Source organism: Microbulbifer maximicatervae (SeqCode), from assembly GCF_052468155.1.
The window spans coordinates 697,942-719,571 of the sequence record NZ_CP174335.1 but is presented as its reverse complement, the minus strand read 5'-3'; the positions used below and the strand labels follow the sequence as shown (position 1 = coordinate 719,571).

Sequence of the window (21,630 nt, the reverse complement as noted above, 5' to 3'; positions counted from 1 at the left end):
CTGCTTTTATGACTATCCACTTTTATTGAGTAGAAGGTTGATTGACCAAAAAATTAAAATAAATGTATTTGATTATCTTTGTAGAATAGATCGCAAATAATTAATACCCATAAGAAATGAAAAATAATCTTGCACTGTACGGCTAGTATCTTGTGGCTGGCAATTCGGCTTTGGATTAATGCCCAGCTTAAACGTTGTTGTCGTAATGTAACTAGTGAAGAGTAAAAGAGGATTATTCAATGTATTTTATGATAAAAAGAATACTGATTGTAATCGGATTAATGATATCTCCCATATTTGTTGGTGCTACCACTCTAAGTGACTTAAGTGCACATGAGCCTAGCTCTGATGAAACCTGGGCTGAGCAATGGTTCTATAACATTGCAATTCCCGATGTGGGATATTTCAAAGTTAGCTTACAAACCTATATTGCACCTGACTTTGCAGTTGCCAAGCCTAAAGCCTATATCCATTTAGCTTTTTCTTCAGAGGCCGGAGCTACCACGAAGTATGATCTCTTTTTTGATGAAGTGATCTTGAAGCACCCTGAAGGTATTGATGAGTTCTACTATGAAGTACCGGGAGTAGTTGTGGCCGATGAGCAGGGTGTACAGGTCTTACACCCAGATTTCCTGTTTAATATGGAGTGGGCTGGTGAACACCACCATTACTGGCATGGGTTAAACCCCGGTCAAACCCCTTTTGGATTTATTCCTGAGATACCTGGGGTAGGAGGAAAGTGGTTCCTATATACGGTCGGTACCCCAGTCAATTACAGTTACTTTGATGGTTCTATGTCTCTAGCCGGTGTTGGCTATGCGCAATTGGATAAGGGCTGGTATGACAAAGAATCCAGTGCCGGTATGATCTATTCAATGGGGTTAACAGATGACCTCTACTATATGATTACCGGAGCTAAACTGGGTGACTCAGAGATTGAAATGTGGGCGGGGCGATATGTTTCTGAAGAGTATGACCTGATTTTTTTACCGGCTTTTAATGGTTTCTCTGTTAAGCGGGAAGCCGATGCCTGTTCAGGCTATTTACAAGTTGAACTTAACAAGATTTCATACAAGTTGATTGTCGAAGCAAAAGCAGATATTACCAGCTTTTATCCACTGGAGTTTCCCTCTGTAATAATTTTTGGTGGTGAGCAGAGCTATATGAAGTCCATGCAGGCAGATGTCAATTTCTATCTGTATCAATTTGGACAGTTGAAGGAGCAAATTCAAATGCCTCAGGCCTTGCTCGAATTTAGTGGGCCATTGGCGTGTGATGATTTTTTTGACTAAAGAAGAGTGGTATAAAAGAAGAACCTATTGGATTTGCAGGGGTTAAATTTACTCCTGCAAATACTTTGTTGTACTTGATGGAGAGCGTATTGTATCCATGCAAAGAAAATAGGTTTGTAAAATTTGTGTGAGCAATTGCAAAGCTTTGAGGTATTTTAGTTGTACATAGTTCTTTATGAAAAAGCTTAAATTCAATGTTTTTGGTAGAGAGGTTTTGATCGAAAGGCAGTCGAATAGCTGGGCCACATTCTATCAGGGCAATGAAGGTAAGCGTCGCAGTGCCGGGATATCAATACCTTCGGAAATTAGTGAGGAAGATTTAGCCCAATACTTGGCAGATATCTGCCATGAATGGGCAAGTGAGCGGTACCCTGCTGTGGAGCGTATAAATACAAAATAAGTATATAAAAATTTGGCGGGCGGTGGTGATCCAAATTTTCTTGAGGTCGTATTATAAAAGACCAATAAATGTAAAAAATTTTGAGGTCGCCAAGGCTGCATTAGGAAAACGATGTACAGTTAAGTAGAAAATAGATGAAGCAAGTACCAAGAGCACCTGCTTCATATAGATAAATAAATATAAATATGGACTGAAGTTCTTAAATTAATCATTTACTCCAAATTTATTCGGGAAACTTCCTCTTTGTGACTAAAGCCATTAGTCTCAATATTAGCTTTCAACTCTAATGTATAGGTGAGCAGGGTATAGTCTTTGGCATCGGCTTTACAGGTAAAGCCCATGGATTTTGCGAAACTGTCCACTCGTCTATTTTGTGCTGACTCAATCGAATAGATTCGTTCAAGCCCCTGATCCTGAGCGCAGTTGATGAGTCGCTTTAACATTAAGCGTCCCAAACCTAACCCCTGCCAGTCATCGCTCACCACAACGGCACACTCACAAGCGCGTCCGTCAACGTCAAGTGCGTAGTGTGCTATAGCAACGGCTCTTTGTGCTCTGTCACTACTGCAGAGTGCAATAAAAGCTTCATGTACATGGTGGTCGTTATCTGTGAGTAACTCCAATAGTTTTTGGCTGGCTTTACAGCTTCCGCCAATAAAGCGATCGCGGCGAGTTTCTGGAGACAACTGTTCAATTAGTTCTTTCTCAAGCTGGCCATCACTGCGACAGATGGGGCGTATTGAGACTTTGCGTCCATTGCCGAGGGTGATCAGCTCAACTTGGTGTTCAGTACTCACACTGTTGTTGGGTGACATAACGGTTCCTATCCTGGCTGCTTTGAGCAGCTTTGTTTTACAAGTTCGCAACGGGATGGGGTACCTCAAAGATAGACGCTCGCGCTGCGAACGTGAAACTATGTTACGGTCCTGAAGACGATCTCCCCAACAACTGCTCTGTATAAACCTATAAAGGAAAGGAGTTTGGCTGGGTGAAACTATACAGTCAGCCTTTGTGTGGTATAGTACCGCCGCTGATTTTTCTCAGCTGCGTCATTTGTAGGCCGGTGATCCGCCGGTAGCCCCTCCGGAACTTTTCAAAAATTCTTCCAGGAAATTTCTACTGAATGCCGCGCGCCGGTTACGAGGACTGGCGATTAGACGGCTGTACACGCTGGGAGCAATACAGGCTCCCGATGTCGACTCCGATTTCTCTCTTCATTCCCTCAGGGGGAGTGAGTGTGTTTGATTGCGCCTGCGGCGCAGTTCGAGGTTTTTTTATGTTGTTTGAAGATCTGGGCCTTGCCCAGGAGATTGCCCGTGCCGTTGCAGAGCAGGGATACACTGCGCCTACGCCAATCCAGGCACAAGCTATTCCAGCGGTAATGAAGGGCAGCGATATTATGGCCGCAGCCCAAACTGGTACCGGTAAGACGGCTGGCTTCACTTTGCCGCTGTTGCATCGTCTTAGCCAGGGGGAGCGCGCTAGAAAAGGGCAAGTACGCGCACTGGTACTCACTCCAACCCGTGAATTGGCGGCTCAGGTTTTCGATAATGTGCAGGGGTACAGCCAGTACCTGCCTATGCGCCATGCGGTGGTGTTTGGTGGTGTGAAGATCAACCCCCAGATTTCTCGTCTGCGAGGCGGAGCGGATATTTTGGTAGCTACCCCTGGGCGCTTGCTGGATCTGCACAATCAAGGGGCAATTCGCTTCGATCGCTTAGAAGCCCTGGTACTTGATGAAGCAGACCGCATGCTAGATATGGGCTTCATTCACGATATCAAACGAGTATTGAGGATTTTACCGGCTAAGCGTCAGAACCTTCTATTCTCCGCAACTTTTTCACCAGATATTCGTCAGCTGGCGAAAGGCTTGGTAAAAGACCCGCTGGAAATTGATGTCAGTCCACGCAACTCCACTACTAAAACGGTGCGACAGAAACTCCATCCTGTGGATAAGACTCGAAAAACGAAACTGCTTAGTCATTTGATTAGGGTGAATAACTGGCACCAAGCCTTGGTCTTTAGTCGAACTAAACATGGTGCCAACAGGCTGGTGAAGCAGCTCGAAGGTGACGGCATCCTGGCAGCAGCCATTCATGGTAATAAAAGTCAAAATGCACGAACTCGTGCCCTGGCGGACTTTAAGGCTGGCAAGGTTCAGATTCTTGTGGCGACTGATATCGCGGCCCGAGGCATCGACATTGACCAACTGCCCCAGGTAGTAAATTTTGATTTGCCCAATGTGCCTGAGGACTATGTCCACCGTATTGGCCGCACAGGGCGTGCGGGCGCTCAGGGGCAAGCGGTATCCCTTGTTAGCGCTGATGAGATTAAGCAGCTTCGGGATATTGAGCGCTTGATCGGCAAGCCAATTCCGCGTGAGGAAATTGAAGAGTTTGAGCCGGACCACCAGGTGCCCGCATCCGGTAATCCAAAGCGGGGTGGGTTGCAAAAGCCCGGCTCCAGCAAGCGCCCTGCGAGTAACTCTCAGAAGAGTGAAGGGCGGCGTGAAGCGCGCGGCAATAGCGAGGAACGTCGGGGCAACCGCGGCAATGGACGCGGTAAGCCTGAGGGGCGTGGAAATTCTAGCGGCCGCAGTGGTAACGCCTCTGCGGGTAAAGGGGCCCCAGCCAAGCGCGTGGGCGGTAACGGTAAAGGGCGCGGTGCTGAGGCTGGTCGCAGTGATGGACAGAAACCACAACGAGCTCCGAGACGGCGTCCTACTACTAGAGGGCGCTCTGAAAGTGCCTAGTATTTTGCTGGACTCTTAATGCCGATAATAAGGTATTCACCTGCGAAGGTGTTGTAATCTTTAATATCGAGTTATAAGAGTAACAAGCATCTAAAAAAGAGCCTCAAAATGAGGCTCTTTTTACATTTACTGTTTTTTATAGTTCGCCATATAATCCAAAGTTAACAGGGTCAGCGCTTCAGTGCCCTTGCGCAAAGCATCCTCATCCACATAGAAAAGCGGTGAGTGATTGCTTGGCGCTTGGCTGGCATCCTGATCCCTAGGAGTTACTCCCAGGAAATAGAAAAAGCCAGGGACCTCATTGGCGTAGTAGGAGAAATCTTCTGCCCCCGTGATTTTGGGTACTTCTACAACATTCTTGTCGCCGACAGCAGATCTCAGAATAGGCAGGGCCATTTCTGTCAGCTCTGCATTATTTATCGTTACCGGATAGCCTTCCAGAATCTCCACATCTGCGCTTGCACCGGAGCTTTTAGCAATTAACTCCGCAGTGGTTTTTAAGCGTTTGAAAATTTCTGCACGGTTATCCATATCAAAATTACGGATGGTGCCATTCAGATAGACACTATCGGGAATGATATTGTTGCGGACACCACCGTCAATACGTCCGAAAGAAACGACTGCGGGCTCTTTGGTGATGTCGATCTGGCGGCTGACAATGGCTTGGGTGCCCATTACGACTTGTGCGGCGGCGACAATAGGGTCCACTCCACCCCAGGGGCGTGAGCCATGGGTTTGGCGGCCATTGATGGTAATACGGAATTCATCGGCAGCGGCCATAAGCGGGCCCGAGCGATAGCCGATGACGCCGGTGGGTAGCGAGGAAGTGACATGCTGGCCAAAGGCCACGTCCGGCTTGTACTTCTTGAAGATCCCTTCTTTGAGCATCAACTCCGCGCCACCTTCTTCATTGTCCGGTGCGCCTTCTTCTGCGGGCTGGAATATAAACAAGACGTTTCCAGCCAGCTCATCGCGAAGGCCTGCCAGGACCTCGGCAGTGCCCATCAGCATGGCCACATGGGTATCGTGGCCACAGGCATGCATAACGCCAACATCTTTACCTTGGTAAGTGGTTCTCGCTTTGGAAGCGAAGGGCACATCGGTTCTCTCGGTGACTGGCAGAGCGTCCATGTCCGCGCGCAAGGCAACAGTTGGTCCCGGTTTTCCGCCTCTCAAAAAGCCCACAAGGCCGGTATGGGCGATACCGGTTTCCACTTCAAGGCCCAGTGCACGTAAGTGTTTTTCAATATATTTGGCTGTTTCAAATTCGCGATTGCCCAGTTCTGGGTTCTGATGCAGGTGGCGGCGCCACTCAATCACTTTGGACTCAGTGTTTTCCAGCAATTGCTGAGGCTTAGGGTCGCTTGCAGAAGCATGGGTAGCTAGCAGCGATGCACCGATTGCGATGGGCAGGAGCAGTTTTTTCACAGCACAATTCCTTCATTCTCATTATCGTCGGCCGATTCTACCCCAGATTTTGCGTAACCGACTCCCTCGAGCTGGCTTGCCTTTATATATTTTCAGTTTCCGCTGTTGACATGATGAACCGAACGGTTCAAGATGTTCTGCGTAGGTTGTGGAAAGAGCTATAACCACAGAACAATGAGGGTTGCAGGAGGCTCTCAAGGTTTTCACGAGACTGAGTGGCACAGAAAGTTATACTGATAGGTCATAGGTTGGAAATAATTAGAGATGTTTAACTTGTCGAGCCCTCTAATTATTTCTTAGAGGATAATTAACGGGTTAATTTATAGTGATAATAATAGGCAGGTTACGAAAATATCTGTATGTCTCAGGCATATATAAATAATTATTATATTTATTGTTAGATTTACGACACTGTAAATTAGGTATTCTCTTAACTCGGTGGCTCTCTCGTGGTGGGGAAAGTTAAGCTTTGTCTGATTATTGGCTACCATTAATTACAAAGAAGTGGTTTTTATAACGCCTAAAGCGATAACTCTTTATTGATGTCTCGGCCACATTTACGGTTTGGCTGATGGCATAGTGTGCCTTTTTATCAAATTTTGTAGCTGATCTTATATTGGCTATTACGAGATTCTGTGGCCGTAAGTAAATACCCATTTGCTTAGGTTGTTGATTAATTATTTTTCTATTAAGTTGTTTGAAGGAGCTGATTTAATGTCATCCCCCCAATTACCTTCGAATTGGGTCAGCCGTTATGCGGATTGGCTTATTCGATATCGATGGCTGGTAGCCATTGGCGCACTACTGTTAGCCTTCTTTGCGGTAAGCGGAGCAAGATTCCTGGGTTTCAACAATGACTACCGGGCATTCTTTAGTGAAGCTAATCCTCAACTACAAGCTTATGAGCAAATCCAGCGCACTTACACCAAGAATGACAATATTCTGTTTGCGGTAGTGCCTAAAGATGGCAATGCCTTTTCCAATGATACCCTGGCAGCCGTAGAGGAGATGACCGAGAAATCCTGGTTGTTACCCTATGCGCTGCGGGTGGATTCAATCACCAACTTCCAGCACACCATTGCCGAGGAAGATGACCTCCTGGTACAGGACTTGGTGGAAAATGCCAGCAATTTAGATGCAGAAACCCTGGCCTCTATCAAGGCTGTAGCGCTGGCAGATCCCACCTTGAAGGAGCGCCTGGTAAATAGTGATGGTTCCGTTACAGGGATAAATATCACCTTCCAGCTTCCACAAAAATCCATGCATGAAACCCCTGAAGCGGCTGAAGCTGCACAGGCATTGATGGAAGAGATTGAGGCAAAATACGATGTAGAGGTCTATGCGACCGGTATTATTTTACTGAGTAATGCATTTTTTGAAGCCTCTCAGTCAGATATGAGCACCTTAGTTCCGCTCATGTACCTGGTGATTATTGCAGTTGTATTTTTGTTGGTGCGGAGCTTCAGTGCGACTTTTGCAGCGCTGCTGGTTATCGTCTTCTCCATGGCCGCAGGAATGGGTTTGGCCGGTTTTATAGGTGTTAAATTGACACCGCCCTCCGCTTCTGCGCCCACCATTATTATGACTCTCGCAGTGGCGGATTCGATACATATATTGGTGAGCCTGTTTGCTGCAATGCGCCGTGGACTCAGCAAGCACGATGCAATTAAAGAGAGCTTGCAGCTCAACATGGGGCCTGTGTTCTTAACTTCGATCACTACCGCCATTGGCTTCCTGTCGATGAACTTTTCCGATGCGCCTCCTTTCCACGATCTGGGTAATATTACCGCGATGGGTGTGATGGTGGCTTTCTTCTTATCGGTTACCTTACTGCCTGCATTGATGGCGATACTTCCAGCCAAGAGTCGCGCCAGTGAGTCCAAAATTGGACGCTCCATGGATACTCTGGGAGATTTTGTGATTCGCCGTCAGCGCCCGATATTACTCGTGGGAGTCATTGTCTCGTTGGGATTACTGGCAATGATTCCAAACAATGAGATTAATGATGACTTTGTTGGTTACTTTGATGAATCTGTGGAGTTCCGAACCGATTCAGATTATATCAATGATAACCTCTCTGGTATTTACCAGCTGATTTACTCGATCGAATCCGGTGACAACAATGGTGTCAGCAATCCGGAATTTCTTGCCAATCTGGAGCGTTTCACTGAGTGGATGCAGGCCCAGCCCGGGGTGCGCCATGTCAATACCATTGGCGATACTTTCAAGCGCTTGAACAAAAATCTGCATGCTGACGATTCGTCCTACTACAGGTTGCCCGAAGACCAGGAATTGGCAGCCCAGTATTTATTACTGTACGAGCTGTCTCTCCCCTATGGCTTGGATTTAAATAATCAGCTGAATGTGGCTAAGTCGTCAACGCAGATTATTGTAACTCTCGATAATCTCAAGTCGAAAGAACTCAAAGCGGTAGCTGATGCCGGCAGTAATTGGCTGGAGAAAAACATTGGTGTAACTGCCTATGGTGTAGGTCCGGCGATCATGTTTGCCAATATTGCCGAGCGCAATATGGAGGGCATGTTGGTGGGCACTCTGGTTGCGCTGGTGTTAATTTCTGCACTGATTGGTATTGCCCTGCGCAGTGTCAAACTCGGTTTCTTAAGCTTAATTCCCAACTTGTTGCCGGCCGGCCTGGCATTTGGCCTCTGGGGTGCACTGGTAGCTGAAGTCAATGTGGCTGTCACTATGGTGACCGGTATGGCACTGGGTATTGTGGTAGATGACACAGTGCACTTCCTCAGTAAATACCTGCGCCAACGCCGTGCAGGCTATAACGTGGAGGACGGACTGCGTTACGCCTTCTCTTCAGTGGGTGTAGCGATAGTTGTGACCTCAGTCATTCTGATTGCCGGATTTATGGTGTTGGCCCAGTCCTCCTTCGGTATGAATTCTTCCATGGCACTTCTGACCGCAATTTGCATTTTGATGGCCTTGCTGGCGGATTTCCTACTTCTTCCAATTCTCTTGATGAAGCTCGATGCCAAGGCATACGACCCTGCTATTACCTCTATTGAAAATAAGGAGCAAAACTATGCAACCCAGCCGCTCTAAAAAACAGCTTTTGACACGGGCCCTAGCAGGTGCCCTGGCTCTGGCAGCTTTATCTGTTTCTGCCAGTGAACTGGACCTGGCCGCAGAAAAAGGTCTGGAAATTGCCAAGGAGGCGGACCGCCGCGACTTGGGATTCGGCGATCTCAGCAACAGCCTTACAATGACCCTGCGCAATAAATATGGTGAGGAGAGTGTGCGGGCTATGCGCACCAAAACTCTGGAGCAGGAAAATGACGGAGATAAATCCCTGGTGATTTTTGACAACCCTCGGGATGTAAAGGGCACAGCATTTTTGTCCTTTACTCATAAAGTGGGCTCCGATGACCAGTGGCTCTATTTGCCTGCTTTAAAGCGAGTAAAGCGTATTTCCTCCAGCAACAAGTCTGGACCATTTATGGGTAGTGAATTCTCCTATGAAGATATCGCCTCACAGGAGGTGGAGAAATACACCTATAAATATTTGCGCAACGAGTCTTTCGATGGTCGCGATCACTTTGTTCTGGAGTTGGACCCGGTTGATCCTAAATCTGGTTATTCCATTCAACACCTTTGGGTTGATACAGAGGAGTACCGCGCATGGAGAACGGATTACTATGATCGAAAAGGGGACCTGATGAAGACCCTCACGATTTCCGACTACAACCAGTACGGCGATCAATACTGGCGAGCCAATAAAATGGAAATGGTAAATCACCAGACCGGTAAATCCACAGAGTTGTTGTACGGCGACTGGGTATTTGGCAATGGTTTTACCGATCGCGACTTCACCAAAAATAGTCTCTCCAGGGCGAAATAGGGGTTGCGCCCATGGTTAACCGAAAAATACTCACTTTGTTGCCACTATTGGCGGCGTTGAGTCATATGGCTGGAGCAAATGAGTTGAGTGGTTATGCGGGCCTGGAGGCCCGCGCATTCACCGCAGACCCTTTGGATTCAGCACAAAGTGATGCTGGTCTTTCTGCGTCTTTAAATCTCGAGTACTACCGGGATTTTGACGATGGAAACCAGCGTGTTGTGGCCAGTGTCTTTGGGCGCTGGGATAGTGAGGATAGCGATCGCAATCACGCGGATCTCGGCGAGCTTTACTGGTGGAAAGCTTACGATAATTTCGAGCTTTACGCCGGGGTGCGCAAAGTATTTTGGGGGGTTACTGAAACCGTGCATTTGGTGGATGTGATTAACCAGGATGATGCACTGGAAAATATCGACGGTGAAGACAAGCTGGGCCAACCCATGATTAACCTCCTGATGGAGCGTGATTGGGGAACACTGGAGGTGTACGGTTTACTGGGCTTTCGCGAGCGTCAGTTTGCTGGCCGGGAAGGGCGATTGCGTGCTCCGCTGCCGGTGGATGAGGATGCTGCGGTCTATCAATCTGACCGGGAGGAGAAGCATATAGATTGGGCCTTGCGTTACAGCCATGTACTTGGGGATTGGGACCTGGGCCTCAGCCATTTTTCCGGCACTAATCGGGATCCATTATTATTGCTTACGGAAGATGGCTTGCTTGCGCCTTACTATGCACAGATCGATCAGACGGGTGTGGACATCCAAACTACCCGTGGAGATTGGTTGTGGAAGTTTGAAGCTATTTCATTTAAACCTCGCGGTGAAGATCGCCAGACAGCGGCTGTCGGCGGTTTCGAATATACATTTTATGGTATTGGCGAAACGATCTCAGATCTTGGAGTATTAATGGAGTATCAATTTGATGATCGTACCGGACCTTGGTCTACGGCCAGTCAAAATGACATTGCAATAGGTGCGCGATACGCCCTAAATAATACACAGGATACGGAGCTTTTATTTGCCGTAAGTACCGATTTGGATAACGGTAGTCGTTTTTCCAATCTGGAACTGACCCACCGACTAAATGACCGCTGGTTAATGGAAGCTGAGGCGCGTTTTTTCGGTAATGCCGATGAAGAAGACCCTACCTACAATTTGCGCAACGACGACTATTTTCAGTTGGAATTACGTCGCTATTTTTAAAAGTTAATTCTCACAGGAATACCCCCATTCCCACCCCAAAGAGGCAAGAAGTTTTGGGGTGGGCTTTTTTTAGGGAAGTGTATACTGGTCCAGAATTGTGGATAGCTGTTGGTAACTGTTTTTGCCTGCTGTGGTACTGCCCGTGCCTTTATTCAGGGCCACTACGCCTCGGCTTACCGCCATAACCATCGCGGCGAGGGCGGCACAATCGACACCGGCTTGCAATTGGCCATCGTCAATAGCCTTTTGCATACGGGTTTCGATCCGGTTCAGCATATCATTGGTACCCTTGGCTACCAGGTCAGCGAGAAACCCTTCACTGGCACCCACCTCCATTGCTGCCATAGTAGCGATACAGCCTTCAGGAGTTTCAGAGCTCTCCATACCTGACTGAAGCATTTCCAGGAAGCCGCCCATAGCTGTGCGGAAGTCCGGGTGGTTCAAGGTATCCATAGCATCGCAGGCATATTGGGTGTGGAAATGTTCCAGGCAGCGGCCATACAACCCTTCCTTGCTTTGGAAGGTGTTGTAGATACTGGATTTATTCAGTCCCATGGCCGATTCAAGATCCGACAAGGAAGTTGCTTTGTAGCCTTTTTCCCAGAAAACGCGCATGGCCTTGTCTAGTACTTGTGACTCATCGAACTGCTTGCGCCCACTCATTTATCGTTACCAAACCTCAAAAAAATGATAGTGACACATCAATCTGGGGGGGGCAAGACAGGGCAGGTTTTTGACTGATATATCACTCATGTGGATGGTTAGTCAGGCAGCTTGGCAGTCTTTGAACCGGGAGAGCGTGACCAAGGCTTCTGAATTAGAGGGCAAGAAGTCGATGGTGGCGGACCAATTTGGAACAAAGGTATGTTAAGCATTTAGGGTAGGGGTGAGTTACCGTATGGAGTGATACTATCCAGTTTCCTCTCTTTGATATTTCACCTATGATTTCTCCGTTCAATAATTAGGGGAGAGAGGAAGCCTTATGGGAATTTTTGAAAAAGCTAAGGAGCTTGGTGAAAAAGTTAACGAGTCAGTAACTGCATTCAGCAGCGATGAAGTCCTAGCAAATACTGTGATTAAGGCCGTTGAAAAGCAGGAAAAGGTCAATGCTATTTTGAAAGCCAAGGGCTGTAATTACCGGGTTGCCGATATTGACCTGGGAATGGGAATACCGCCGACGGTAACTTTTGGCGTAAGGCGAGTGGATGAATTTGGCGGTGAGACCTGTGATGAAGCTGTTAGTGAAAATTCACAGGTGCCAGTGGAGGCTGACAGAGAATAATAGTTATTCTTGAATCATAAATCGAAATATATAATTAGAGTTGAAGCTGTGGATATTTTTCGAAGTAGGGATTTTACAGGTGAAAAGCCCTGGGCATCTAAATTAATCACCAATATGAATGGAATTACCATCAGGTTGCATTGGAGTGATAAGCCTTATGTTTGGCATGTCAACGATGGAAAAGAGGTTTTTGCTGTACTCGATGGCTGCGTGGAGATGTTTTTTAAAACTGGGGGGAGGACAGAGTCCACCCTGTTGGAATCTGGTGATATATTTTATGCCTCTGAAGGAACCGAGCATGTTGCACACCCTATCGGAGAGGCCCGCATTTTGGTAGTGGAGTCGGAGGGCAGTATTTAGGAAAATTTTATTTCCTGCTGGGCCGTAAGGAAGATATCACACTAGAGTTATACTGTGAAAAGATCCCTGTCGGCTCTCAATTGGGATCTGCGTTCATGTGGTCTCTTGCGCAATGTGCCTACTTTTAAAGGATGTGACTGAATAGGTCGACTTCTTGTCATTTAAATACCAATTTCACTGAATATAAAACGGTAGAATCAATAATATTGAAACGGGACTGTGTACTTTATAGAGGTTGACTACAAATAGCCCATAAATTCAAAAAATATCACTGAAGCTATTTTTAATGCCCACCTTATCTGATATGAGGTCTATATTTCTCGTTTTGCAGGTTTTGGTAGATGCTGCTAATCACAATACTTCGGATAGTTTTAAAAATAAAACGGGCGGGAACCATAGACAGAAATTGAGAAAATAAAGTTCCTGGACCTATTTGGTTTAATACCTGTCTATGGAAGATATAGTGAAAGGTTTTTTGTTCGAGTTTCAAGTCAAAAAACTAAAAAAAATTTCATGTTCATGCTGTTTCCTGTGCTGATGGTCTTCCAGGAAAAGTGAAGTTTCTGAACATGGAACGATACAGTTTAGCCAGTGAGAAACTCAATCGTTGACAGCTTTGTCGTAACTTTTACTTCGTTAAGCTCAATGCAGGATTTTCATGCACATTTTCCTAAACAACCATGAATGTGTGATGGATATAGGTGCCGGTTTTAACTGTAAATCAGAAGAAACGACTGAGGAAATGGGGTGGTATTACAATGATATTTTTGGAACCTCACACCGTGGCCTTTAAATATCTATGATTAGCGTCACTGACCTGAAGTCGAATATTGCTGATACCATGGATGTCCAGCAGACCCTAGACGAAGATGGCTGATCTCGAAATGAGTTATATACTCACCATGCTTTCTAACTTGCACTAAATCCCTTGATCTAGATATTAATTATCTTCCTGCAGCTATTTCCTACACCAAGGTGAAATCTGTTTCGGCCATCATTCCGGCAAGATTACATATCGTTGTCAGGTGGCGATCTGACGCGAGCGGTGGCTGTATAAAAGTGTTTACAGAGGCACAGAACGCCCCAGAAGATACGATGGAGCGGTTGACTTTGTTGCCGATTTGAATCGTTTTAAACATGTTGGCGCTCTTAATGATACTGCTGAGGTTTACACAAAGACTGTCTATGTCAGTTTGTTGAAAAGAGCTATTCGTGTTGTGATGCTAAAGTTTATTAATGGCGACAAATATAGTCACGTACTACCTGCCGTATTTGACATCCCAAAACTGGATGCGATGACATGGATTACCTATTATAAGTCAATGTTTTAAATAGAATTTTCATTCAAAGATGTCAAACAGTACACAGGTCTAATCTACTGCCAGCCAGCACGAAAAGAGGCTATCAATCTATGAGTAAATGAAGTGTTGATAGTCCTCAATTTAAAAAAATAGAAGCAATAGACGAAGCAATATTTATTTAAATAGCCAGCTGGAAGCGCCATAAATTTAACTAGCATTTCATGGACAGAATTTTCAACGATTTAGGTCTGGATCTGATGTGTGGAAAAGTTTTCAGTGTTTACGAATGGTGTAGTGACTGTGGGGCAATAGCTGGATAAAGCTGTCCGAAGTATTACGATTTAAGACTTATAGGATAGTCCTGCTGTGGTTTCGTGGGACAGCTATAACAGCTTTGGTACCCCTAATATCTAACATTTGAGTAGGGCTGATGATGGAAGAGGACAATATGCTAAATTATCTGTCAGCAAATACCAACGCGGCTCTGGTTGTTGTCGATATGCAAAACGATTTTTGTTGTGCGGGAGGCTATTACGATCGCAGGCAACGGGGTTCCAGTAATATTGAATTAAAAATCCCGTCGCGACGTAGAGATTGGAGTCCGCGAATTATCCGCAAGGGTGATGATCTGGAACAGGTAGTTAATAATGTTATTTCATGTATGAGGGTTGCCAAAGAGAGAGGGATCCCTGTTCTTCTGTTGCAGACAGTTATTAAGCCAGATCATAAATATCGTAATTCTTTTCTTCGGGGCGAGGAAAATAGAGGTAGGTGTTACTACCCTTGTAAGTCAAATACTTGGGGCGCGGAGATAATAGAGCCTGTTTGGCAATTGGCAGATGAGAGTGTAGTTGTAGTTGAAAAGCATGTTTATAATGGCTTTGTTGATACCTTCCTGGAGGAGGAATTACTAAGTTTAGGGGTTGATACAATTTTTATTGTTGGTGTGGAAACACACATATGTGTTTTGGCTACTGCACAAAGTGCTTCATTTCGGTTCAAGACATATCTTTTGGAAGATTCTGTTTGGAGTGCCAATAGTAAGCTTGCTAAGCATGCACTTTCAATATTTAAAGATGGTTATGGCTATATCACTGATCATAAGGTTTTGTCTTTTGTGGGTGTACCATATGGCTCGCCTTAAGCAATAAATTAGAGATAGCTTATTCTGAATATGATTTTCTGCCTGAGCCATTTTGAATAGCCTGTCATCACCTAGACACTTTGGATAGTTTTAGGTACTAAAGCAGGTTGATGCCATGGATAGATCCTGTGAAAATAAGGTTTGCTCCTACCCGCCAACGATGGAAACCCTCTTAAGCGATAAACTACGTAGTAGCCGCGCCCAAGGTCAAGTAAATTGTAGTGGTCTATTTCTTCCGCGCAACTCGCTAAGATGGTAAAACTACTAAGCGAATCGAAATCTGACAACAGAAGGGGCACGTCAGCATTTTAAGCCAGAATTCAATAGAGACGCCGAAACTCTAGTCTCTGAGTAGAGATATTCAATTTCTAATGCAGCAGAGACTGTAGGAACCGCTGCCAATAACCTACGAGGCTGGGTAAAGGAGTTGGAGTAAAGCGGTAGTGGAGTTGGTAACGGAGAAACGAGCTGAGTTAAATCAGTTGCATATGGAGAAATAAATCCTAAAAAATCCAGTGCTTTATTTACGATAGAAATGAAATTAAGTACAGCTTAATTAAGAGTCAGCAGGGCAGCTTCCAATCAGGATGCTTGCCGGATAATTCAAGTAAATAGGAGCAGTTAAAGGTCTTATTTCCAGAATCAAGGCAGAGCCCAGGAATCCGTCGACTAATGAGATTGTTGTGCAAACAAAGCTTTGAAGTTAAGGGCCGTCGAGTTCGCAAGATCATAAATAAAATAGGTTTGGAAGTACAGCGCAAGAAGCGATTTACACTGACGACAGTCAGTAAGCACCAACTGCCGGTTGGAGAGAACTTTTTGAGTAGGGGGGGCTCCGAGTACTCAAAATCAAGTTTGGACTATGGATATAACGTACGTCTGGACTTTGCAGAGCTGGCTGTACTTGTCAGTAGTAATTTATCTTTACTCGCGTCGTATTGTTGGGTGGCACCTTGAGCATTAGATGGAAGTGGCTTTGGTAAGCCGTGCGTTGATGTTAGCTGTCAACTAGCATACGCCACCAAAGGGGCTTCTGTATCATTTTGATCTAGGGCCGGCTCTATCCAACAGACGCTAATTAAGCAGTATGAAATGGTGTGTTCAATGAGCCGTAAGGGAAATTGTTGGGACAACGCACCGACTGAACGTTTTTTTAGCGGCTTGAAGCGAGGGGTGGTTAACAGGGACTCTCTATCCAACAAGGGAGGGCTCTATAGCTGATGTGAGAACCTATATTGGTTATTATAACTCACGTAGAATACATACAACACTGGGGAAAACGACCCCCATCGAATTTAATAAATGTGTTTAAAGAAGTTTCCGGTTGGAGTTGACCACAATACCAAATGTGGGTGCGATTTTTATCAACCAGAGTGACTTGTGCTTCGAGGTGCCTTTTCCCAAAGATTGGAGCAAAGTTTAAATAGTGCCCGAGCTGCATGTCCAGGTGTAGTCCGCTAGCGCCGCCGAAGGCGATCATAGCTTTTTTATGGCGGGTGCTCTTACGGTCGATTTACTAATAAGCCGGTTCCCCGATCTTTGAAGACCTACTGCCATAATACTTTGCTGCTGGTGCGTCAGTATCCCCTGCATTGGTACTAGCTTTATTGAACTGGCGGTGTAGATTAATCTGAACTAAGGCGGCCTCGGTGGAAAGTCATCTTTTATCGTTGCGATAGCTTTTAGTTAATCCCTATCAGTGCAACTTAAGACGGGGGTTCATTGCGCGGTTGGCTTGACCAAGTAAATAGAGCAATATGGTCTTGGGCCAGCCATGAATTGTCGCCAAGTGCATTTGGTAGAAGGAGTGGTAGGCCAAACTGGCAATACGTCCCTCAAGGGTAAGGTTTTTTCTTAGTAAAGCACCCCTTAAGTTTCCTACAGCAGTGTTCGTGCTAAGGGAAACCAGCGTACCACGATCCCGGTAATGGAAGTGCCCCAGGGATTTATTTTCTATCAGGGCGACCAGGTTGGTGGAGCAGAGCTTGGCCATCTGTTGCGCGGCGAGTGCGCGTGATGGTACACGCCGATTGTTACCGTCGATGCAGCCGGCGCAATCCCCTATAGCAAAGATATGGGGGTCATTTTTGCTTTGCAGGGTGGTTTCCACCTCTATCTGGTTGCGCTGGTTGGTTATGAGGCCATCCAGCTGAGTGAGGAATTCCGGTGCCTTAACCCTGGTAACCCAGGCTCGAATTGCTGCGGGAATCTCTTTGCCGTCATCGGTAGTGAGGCTGTTGGCACTAACATTTTTAATATGGCAGTTGGTAAGTATACGAACCCCCATTTTAGATAGTTCGCGCGCGGCGCTATTGCCTAATCTTGCCGGTAAGTCCGGTAGTAGCTGGGGCTCAGCCTCGACTAAGGTAATGTCAATGGCTCCGGTTCGGATACGCCCATATTGGCTAACGTGTCTACTAGCAGCCACCAGTTCAGCAGAAAGCTCCACTCCGGTACAGCCGCCGCCGATAATGGCAATTTGTAATGTTTTATCGGGGTTTGTTTCTAGGCATAGAAAGTAATCGAGCAGGTGCTTGTGAAATTTGTGTGCCTGCTCAATGCTGTCGAGGGGAATACAGTGCTCGCGTACCCCTTCTATATTGGAGTCATCGCTTATGCTGCCAACGCAGATTACTAGATAGTCGTACTCTAGTTCACGCGGAGGTATTAGCTCGCAGCCTTTGTCATTCAGTACCGCCCCTAGGGTCAAAATTTGACGCTTCCTGTCGAGGGACTGCAGTGAGCCGAGTTGGAATTCATAGCCATTAGAGCTGGCGTGAACTTGGTACTCAAGAGCATCCATACTGGTGTCTAATGTACCAGCGGCTACCCGATAGATAAGGGGTTTCCAGGTATGGGTGCGATTCTTATCGACTAAAGTGATCTGAGCAGATGGGGCCTTATGTTTAAACCCTCGTGTTTGAGTAGAGTTGAAATGGTGCCCAAGCCGAGTTGCCAAATAAAGGCCACTGGCTCCGCCACCGATGATCACAATCTTTTTCATGGAGGTTGGTCACCCCGTTTATTACTTAAAAAGTTAACTCACTAATCTGTATATAACTCACATTGTGTTTGTATATAGGTGTTTACCGGCGTCAATTTGGGCGCAAGAATTCCCTGAATGAAGGGTGATAAAGTAATGTAGGCTAGTACGGGATTATCACACTTGGCCGTGTTCCGCTTGGTTATCGCAGGTAAGTAACTGCCGCCAGTGGCCATCTCTACGTAGGCTTACCTTTGGTTGTGGATTCTCATTACTGCTGGTCACATCAATGATAGAGGTGCTCTACAGTAGTCCGCGCACACAGCTCCGCTTTGTCTGCTGGCACTGCAGTGAACAGGCCACCACAGGCCTGTGGATCTGTGATCAAGACCTAGTGTAGCAGGGATTGCTATTCCCACGGGATCTTCAAAAAAGCTGCGACACAGGCGCGCGCCCGGCAACGGATTAATAGTCCACATTTGCAACACTAGGACATGGGAAACCTACCTCCGGTGAGTAGACGCCGGTCTTTTGAATAGGGTAGGAGAAAATGGTGCAATACTGAGTGAAGAACGTATTGTTGAATACTCAGCAGATTTCAAGGCTAGAATGGTAGCTCTCACTAATCAGCTGAAAGTAGAGAAGGCAAGTTGGTTGGGAAGCCCAGCCGCAGTATTAGCATGAAAAAGACAGCGAAATCTCAGTCTCAAAGTGATGATAAAGAAATAAACAGTCTAAGAAACTAGATTGAGATACTGCAAAAAGAAAAGGGTTGCCTAGAAAAATTGGGAAGTAATCCTGAAAGATTCGCGTTGACGGTCCTTAGTCTGTGGGGCTTTGATGTCAGGTTCCTATGTAGGTATTTGATGTTTCACACCAAGAGTTTTATAAACGGCTTCACCTTGATGAGAGTACTTGAGTCATAGGAAGTAGTCGAACTCTATAAAGTACTTTCTCACATGAAAATACTATAAAGGAGGCCCCCGTGTAGATTTCTATTTACAGTATGAGTTAATTAAATATGCAACTTGGACCCAAGAAATATAAAGGAATTATTGATTTGCTGGGTTAATAATTAAGCGCTTTGTGCGCATTCTCCTTTTAATCGTCTATTCTTGTTAGCTTTTCTTTAGATCTCGCATTTTTTTTTGCAGGCTTTTCGAATCTGTATTGATGCTCTCTACCGGTTGCCCTGCGATAACAAGAACTTCAGGAAATAAACGTCGTTTTCTTTTCTTTTTAGACTGCTGCATTGAGTTTTCGTCCTGGGTGCCGGCTCGATGTAAGGCAATGGGAATAACCGGAACAGACTTTCGCGATAAAATCTCCTCAAGATCTTTCAGGAATGGCTGCAGTTCGCCATCTTCACTGATTTTTCCCTCGGGAAAAATACAGAGTAATTCCCCATTTTCCAGGCTCTCCACTATGGTTTTGTAAGTGCGTTCACGGCTATTTGGATCATCGAGATCCAAGCCTATGGGAATGGCATCGCTCATATGCAAGATACAGCGCAGTAAGTGGGATTTATAGATTTTAGGATGTGCGATAAAGCGCACATAACGCTCGACGGTATCCGCTAATATTATTGGATCTAGAAAACTGATGTGATTACTAATAATCAGGGCGGGTCCTTCCCTGGGGATTTGATCCAGTCCTTTCTGGTTGACTCGATAGAGGATTCGCGCTGGTAGCAATAGCAGCCCGCGCATGATGAACTCTGGTAGCTTGGCAAAAATCAGGGTGACCACAATAAGGTTTAGTAAAGCGATAATGATGAAATATTTGGGGATAGAGATCTTTAGGATATCCAGGAAAGTGATACTCACGAGAGTAGCTGTCACCATAAATAACGCATTGACCATATTGCTGATTGCGATAATCTGCGAGCGGATCTTTACACTTGATCGGTCTTGGATCATTGCGTACAAAGGAACAGTAAAAATACCGCCAAAAATACCAAGTAGCGCCATATTGAGAAGGATCCAATAGGAACCATGATGGTTAAAAAATTGAGTCGGGTTTGCGTTGGGAAGTGTTTGAAAACTATCGGATTGGAGACCCAGCGCTAATCCAGCGCAGGTGATGCCAATAGCACCCAATGGCACTAAACCCGATTCGATACGACCTCGGGATAGCCAGTTGCACAGCAACGACCCCAAGGCAGTGCCTACAGTGAGGCTGCTCAGTAAGAACGTGATAACATCTTCGTTTCCACCAAGAGTATCGCGGGTAAAGTTGGGAATCTGCGCAAGGAATGCGGTGATTGTCAGCCAGAACCAGGAAATAGCAAAAATTGAGTAAAACACTGGAGGTGTTTGCCAAGCTAAGTACATGACACGCATGACGTGTGCCACCGGATTCCAATTGATGTGCAGTTTTGGGGATGAAGGTGGGGCTTTGGGAATTGCGCAGCTTGCCAGAAAACCAATGAAGGCCATGAATATCAAGGTGACCGCGATAAATGTCAATCCGTGTTGGCCGGGATGGGTAAATCCGACCAATATAGTGCCGACAATTGTTCCGGTCAGGGTACCAATAAAGGATCCCATTTGGATCAATGCATTGCCAGCAAGTAGCTCACTTCTATTTAATTGCTGGGGTATCAGGGAAAACTTTGCCGCACTGAAAAGTGTTGAGGATGTGCCATAGCAAAAAAAGACCACCAGGCTCAGGGCATAATGTTGGGTAAACATCGCAATAATTCCCACGATACCTATGCCTATTTCGGTCAATTTGTAGATTCTGATGAGCTTGCTTTTATCGAACTTATCGGAGATTTGGCCTGCCAAGGAGGAAAAGAGGAAGTAGGGAAGAATCATTAGGCTAATGGCAATATTGATCAGCGTGTTAGCTTCCTCTTCAGCCATACGAAATGCCAGTATGACTATTAACCCATTTTTGTACATATTACGACTGAAAACTGCAACAATCTGGGTTACAAACAGCGGCAGGAAACGCCGCGTACCGAGCAGCTTAAACTGGTTTTGAGCCATTATTTATCGCTCTTGTGGGCAGTGCTCCGCATGGTGTCTGTGGCGCTATAGGTTGCTGGTTAAAGGCCCAATGAAGCCTATGGTAGCTATGGCATTTTGGCTGAAATCCGAATCTGTACCTGAATATAGCGAATTCAGTAAACTGCCCGAAGTGTTGTAATTAAATTCTACGGTATAAAGCTCAGGGACTGATGGAAATTATCGGTTTGGATAAAGGTTTTAAGTTAGGATAGGTAATTCATGTTGGAATTAAGGCCAAATTGCGAGAGCTGTGATAGAGACCTACCACCGAGTTCAGAAGAGGCGATGATTTGTACTTACGAGTGTACCTTCTGTCGCTCCTGTGTTGAGGTGCTGCTGAATAATGTGTGCCCAAACTGCGGGGGTAACTTTTGTTCACGACCGATTCGCCCGCAAAGTGCGCGGCGCAGTGGGGTGAGCATCGAATATCAGCCTGCTTCAAAAAAGCGGGTGAATACGCCTTACAGCCAGGAAGAGATCCAAGTATTCGTTCAGCAAGTAAAAGGTATCCCGCCAGCGGACAGGTAAAAAGGTGACTGAAAGCATTTAGGTAGTTTCAAGCAATGCATTTCGGCAGGTCTATCTGTATCAAGCTGGGGTCATGCGGTTT

Annotated in this window: 16 protein-coding genes and 2 pseudogenes; 12 read left to right on the top strand and 6 right to left on the bottom strand. The window is 45.9% G+C overall.

Features of this window, described 5'->3' with window-relative positions; all coding sequences use genetic code 11:
- Nucleotides 1-248 precede the first annotated feature (248 nt).
- Together ACJJIY_RS02915 and ACJJIY_RS02910 are read left to right on the top strand one after the other, a co-directional pair.
- Nucleotides 249-1,292: a hypothetical protein gene (locus ACJJIY_RS02915; protein ID WP_445359065.1), complete on the top strand. Its 1,044-nt coding sequence runs from the start codon at nucleotides 249-251 to the stop codon at nucleotides 1,290-1,292.
- A 175-nt stretch (nucleotides 1,293-1,467) separates the two neighbouring features.
- Complete coding sequence (locus tag ACJJIY_RS02910; RefSeq protein ID WP_282931038.1) at nucleotides 1,468-1,692, top strand: DUF7661 family protein; 225 nt, start codon at nucleotides 1,468-1,470, stop codon at nucleotides 1,690-1,692.
- Between the two features lie 212 nt (nucleotides 1,693-1,904).
- Here the strand turns inward: ACJJIY_RS02910 and ACJJIY_RS02905 are convergent, their stop codons facing one another.
- Nucleotides 1,905-2,507 (bottom strand): GNAT family N-acetyltransferase, encoded by a 603-nt coding sequence (locus ACJJIY_RS02905; protein ID WP_445359064.1) that lies wholly within the window; start codon nucleotides 2,505-2,507, stop codon nucleotides 1,905-1,907.
- A gap of 461 nt (nucleotides 2,508-2,968) precedes the next feature.
- On the opposite strand from ACJJIY_RS02905, the gene ACJJIY_RS02900 reads away from it, so the two are divergent.
- Entirely contained in the window at nucleotides 2,969-4,444 is a 1,476-nt protein-coding gene (locus tag ACJJIY_RS02900) for a DEAD/DEAH box helicase (RefSeq protein WP_444908396.1), read from the top strand.
- Between the two features lie 126 nt (nucleotides 4,445-4,570).
- Here ACJJIY_RS02900 and ACJJIY_RS02895 read toward each other — a convergent pair whose 3' ends face one another.
- Nucleotides 4,571-5,872, bottom strand: coding sequence for a M20 family metallopeptidase (locus tag ACJJIY_RS02895; protein WP_444907107.1), 1,302 nt, complete (start codon nucleotides 5,870-5,872; stop codon nucleotides 4,571-4,573).
- Between the two features lie 714 nt (nucleotides 5,873-6,586).
- On the opposite strand from ACJJIY_RS02895, the gene ACJJIY_RS02890 reads away from it, so the two are divergent.
- Genes ACJJIY_RS02890 through ACJJIY_RS02880 form a run of 3 tightly spaced genes read left to right on the top strand, consistent with a single transcriptional unit; the run spans nucleotide 6,587 to nucleotide 10,936 of the window.
- Nucleotides 6,587-8,944 carry an efflux RND transporter permease subunit gene (locus tag ACJJIY_RS02890; RefSeq protein ID WP_445359063.1) on the top strand — a complete coding sequence of 786 codons (2,358 nt, stop codon included), beginning with the start codon at nucleotides 6,587-6,589 and terminating at the stop codon, nucleotides 8,942-8,944.
- A complete protein-coding gene (locus tag ACJJIY_RS02885) occupies nucleotides 8,925-9,740 on the top strand; it encodes an outer membrane lipoprotein-sorting protein (RefSeq protein ID WP_445359062.1) in 816 nt (271 codons plus the stop codon). The genes ACJJIY_RS02890 and ACJJIY_RS02885 overlap by 20 nt, the downstream gene beginning before the upstream one ends.
- Before the next feature lie 11 nt (nucleotides 9,741-9,751).
- Complete coding sequence (locus tag ACJJIY_RS02880) at nucleotides 9,752-10,936, top strand: hypothetical protein (protein ID WP_445359061.1); 1,185 nt, start codon at nucleotides 9,752-9,754, stop codon at nucleotides 10,934-10,936.
- 69 nt (nucleotides 10,937-11,005) lie between these two features.
- On the opposite strand, the gene ACJJIY_RS02875 is transcribed toward ACJJIY_RS02880, so the two are convergent.
- The gene (locus ACJJIY_RS02875; protein ID WP_444903287.1) at nucleotides 11,006-11,599 is read right to left on the bottom strand and encodes a TetR/AcrR family transcriptional regulator; all 594 of its coding nucleotides are present in this window, start codon (nucleotides 11,597-11,599) and stop codon (nucleotides 11,006-11,008) included.
- A 319-nt stretch (nucleotides 11,600-11,918) separates the two neighbouring features.
- On the opposite strand from ACJJIY_RS02875, the gene ACJJIY_RS02870 reads away from it, so the two are divergent.
- The gene (locus ACJJIY_RS02870) at nucleotides 11,919-12,218 is read left to right on the top strand and encodes a hypothetical protein (RefSeq protein ID WP_445359060.1); all 300 of its coding nucleotides are present in this window, start codon (nucleotides 11,919-11,921) and stop codon (nucleotides 12,216-12,218) included.
- A gap of 48 nt (nucleotides 12,219-12,266) precedes the next feature.
- On the top strand, nucleotides 12,267-12,578 hold the full coding sequence (locus ACJJIY_RS02865) for a cupin domain-containing protein (protein WP_445359059.1): 312 nt from the start codon (nucleotides 12,267-12,269) through the stop codon (nucleotides 12,576-12,578).
- Between the two features lie 965 nt (nucleotides 12,579-13,543).
- On the opposite strand, the gene ACJJIY_RS02860 is transcribed toward ACJJIY_RS02865, so the two are convergent.
- Nucleotides 13,544-13,717 carry a hypothetical protein gene (locus ACJJIY_RS02860; RefSeq protein ID WP_445359058.1) on the bottom strand — a complete coding sequence of 58 codons (174 nt, stop codon included), beginning with the start codon at nucleotides 13,715-13,717 and terminating at the stop codon, nucleotides 13,544-13,546.
- Nucleotides 13,718-14,309: 592 nt separating this feature from the next.
- Between ACJJIY_RS02860 and ACJJIY_RS02855 the strand changes: the two genes are divergently transcribed.
- The 3 genes and pseudogenes from ACJJIY_RS02855 to ACJJIY_RS02845 all read left to right on the top strand — a co-directional run.
- Nucleotides 14,310-15,023 carry a cysteine hydrolase family protein gene (locus tag ACJJIY_RS02855; RefSeq protein ID WP_445359057.1) on the top strand — a complete coding sequence of 238 codons (714 nt, stop codon included), beginning with the start codon at nucleotides 14,310-14,312 and terminating at the stop codon, nucleotides 15,021-15,023.
- 853 nt (nucleotides 15,024-15,876) lie between these two features.
- Nucleotides 15,877-15,987: pseudogene (locus ACJJIY_RS02850) on the top strand (DDE-type integrase/transposase/recombinase); the annotation flags it as partial.
- Nucleotides 15,988-16,215: 228 nt separating this feature from the next.
- Nucleotides 16,216-16,335, top strand: a pseudogene (locus ACJJIY_RS02845) (IS3 family transposase); the annotation flags it as partial.
- Nucleotides 16,336-16,719: 384 nt separating this feature from the next.
- Here ACJJIY_RS02845 and ACJJIY_RS02840 read toward each other — a convergent pair.
- A complete protein-coding gene (locus ACJJIY_RS02840) occupies nucleotides 16,720-18,027 on the bottom strand; it encodes an NAD(P)/FAD-dependent oxidoreductase (protein ID WP_445359056.1) in 1,308 nt (435 codons plus the stop codon).
- A 1,097-nt stretch (nucleotides 18,028-19,124) separates the two neighbouring features.
- The gene (locus tag ACJJIY_RS02835) at nucleotides 19,125-20,999 is read right to left on the bottom strand and encodes an MFS transporter (RefSeq protein WP_445359055.1); all 1,875 of its coding nucleotides are present in this window, start codon (nucleotides 20,997-20,999) and stop codon (nucleotides 19,125-19,127) included.
- 240 nt (nucleotides 21,000-21,239) lie between these two features.
- On the opposite strand from ACJJIY_RS02835, the gene ACJJIY_RS02830 reads away from it, so the two are divergent.
- Nucleotides 21,240-21,548, top strand: a complete 309-nt coding sequence (locus ACJJIY_RS02830; protein ID WP_445359054.1) for a DUF1272 domain-containing protein — start codon at nucleotides 21,240-21,242, stop codon at nucleotides 21,546-21,548.
- Nucleotides 21,549-21,630: the final 82 nt, after the last annotated feature.

Bases quoted from the DNA above. Each gene is read 5' to 3' on its own strand.
- ACJJIY_RS02915 (WP_445359065.1), top strand. From the start codon at position 249: ATGATAAAAAGAATACTGATTGTAATCGGATTAATGATATCTCCCATA.
- ACJJIY_RS02910 (WP_282931038.1), top strand. From the start codon at position 1,468: ATGAAAAAGCTTAAATTCAATGTTTTTGGTAGAGAGGTTTTGATCGAA.
- ACJJIY_RS02905 (WP_445359064.1), bottom strand. From the start codon at position 2,507: ATGTCACCCAACAACAGTGTGAGTACTGAACACCAAGTTGAGCTGATC.
- ACJJIY_RS02900 (WP_444908396.1), top strand. From the start codon at position 2,969: ATGTTGTTTGAAGATCTGGGCCTTGCCCAGGAGATTGCCCGTGCCGTT.
- ACJJIY_RS02890 (WP_445359063.1), top strand. From the start codon at position 6,587: ATGTCATCCCCCCAATTACCTTCGAATTGGGTCAGCCGTTATGCGGAT.
- ACJJIY_RS02885 (WP_445359062.1), top strand. From the start codon at position 8,925: ATGCAACCCAGCCGCTCTAAAAAACAGCTTTTGACACGGGCCCTAGCA.
- ACJJIY_RS02880 (WP_445359061.1), top strand. From the start codon at position 9,752: ATGGTTAACCGAAAAATACTCACTTTGTTGCCACTATTGGCGGCGTTG.
- ACJJIY_RS02875 (WP_444903287.1), bottom strand. From the start codon at position 11,599: ATGAGTGGGCGCAAGCAGTTCGATGAGTCACAAGTACTAGACAAGGCC.
- ACJJIY_RS02870 (WP_445359060.1), top strand. From the start codon at position 11,919: ATGGGAATTTTTGAAAAAGCTAAGGAGCTTGGTGAAAAAGTTAACGAG.
- ACJJIY_RS02860 (WP_445359058.1), bottom strand. From the start codon at position 13,717: ATGTTTAAAACGATTCAAATCGGCAACAAAGTCAACCGCTCCATCGTA.
- ACJJIY_RS02855 (WP_445359057.1), top strand. From the start codon at position 14,310: ATGATGGAAGAGGACAATATGCTAAATTATCTGTCAGCAAATACCAAC.
- ACJJIY_RS02840 (WP_445359056.1), bottom strand. From the start codon at position 18,027: ATGAAAAAGATTGTGATCATCGGTGGCGGAGCCAGTGGCCTTTATTTG.
- ACJJIY_RS02835 (WP_445359055.1), bottom strand. From the start codon at position 20,999: ATGGCTCAAAACCAGTTTAAGCTGCTCGGTACGCGGCGTTTCCTGCCG.
- ACJJIY_RS02830 (WP_445359054.1), top strand. From the start codon at position 21,240: ATGTTGGAATTAAGGCCAAATTGCGAGAGCTGTGATAGAGACCTACCA.